Here is a 1,042-nt window from a genome sequence, read left to right on the forward strand (position 1 = left end):
TAGGTTTACGACTGGCGTACAAAATAATTTGATACTGCTTGCACTCAGCTGTTGCAGGTTTTTTAGGCGAATAGTGTTCTTTTTATCAAACTTAAAATAACAACGAATCTCAAAACCACTGCTATCAATTTTTAGTTCAGGGCAAGCATGACCAAGATTTAAGCGTAGAAAGTTAAATTTTTCTGGAAAATAAAAATATTCTTTTAATAAAGCGGAAGCAGCATTACTCACTCTGTGGGTCGGCAAAATCTGCTGCTCAGGGTCGAAGCCAATAATCTCAAACGGACTGCCAACGACTTTATTAACTTGACTACCGTGGAGATGAGTTTGTCTGACATCACACCATAGCAAGTCCCATAGGCTAGTACCTTGACTGGCATCTTCATCTATATATAAATCCAGCGGGTGATCCTGTAACGCTTGATAATTAAAGCTTGGGTTAAGAACTTTAAACTTAATACTAATACAACCATTGAGCAGTCCATGCTGATTGTCATACACTTCTTGATGAGTCTCAAAACTAACAGCATCGATTTCTAGTGGTAGCAAGGTAACGTCTTGGGTTGATTGAAACTGACAAGGCGTGCCATTTATTTTTTGGGTAGAGAACGCGGTATGTTTAGGTACCAAGACAACTTCACTCATCGCATTGCCCTGTACACCTAGATTAAATTGGGCGATGGATACTGAAGGGAAAGGTTTAAGGTAGTCGGGATACACAACTTCCAATAACGACTCGGTAAAGTCTGCATATGAATCATCCAGCTTTTTATTAATGCGCGCACTAATCAGCGAAAAAGCCTGTATCAACCGTTCGATATGCGGATCATCTACCGTATCGTGTCCCATCAATAGCCGATTGGCAATTTTTGGGTACTTTTTGGCAAACTCTTTCGACTGCTTATTGAACAAGCTAAGTTCATGCTCAAAATAAGGAAGTAGACTGTCCATGGTGCCTCAATATATTTATCACTGCTAACTGTATAGATTGAGCGGTAATAGTAGTTATTTCATTAAGTTAATAATGATTATTTTATTAAGT

Annotated in this window: 1 protein-coding gene; it reads right to left on the bottom strand. The window is 38.7% G+C overall.

The window, feature by feature from the left end:
* A partial coding sequence (gene tssF / locus ACS8FD_RS16660) for a type VI secretion system baseplate subunit TssF (RefSeq protein WP_439276659.1) occupies positions 1-951 on the bottom strand: 951 nt, incomplete at its 3' end.
* Positions 952-1,042 lie beyond the last annotated feature (91 nt).

This window comes from Psychrobacter sp. 1U2, assembly GCF_051847575.1.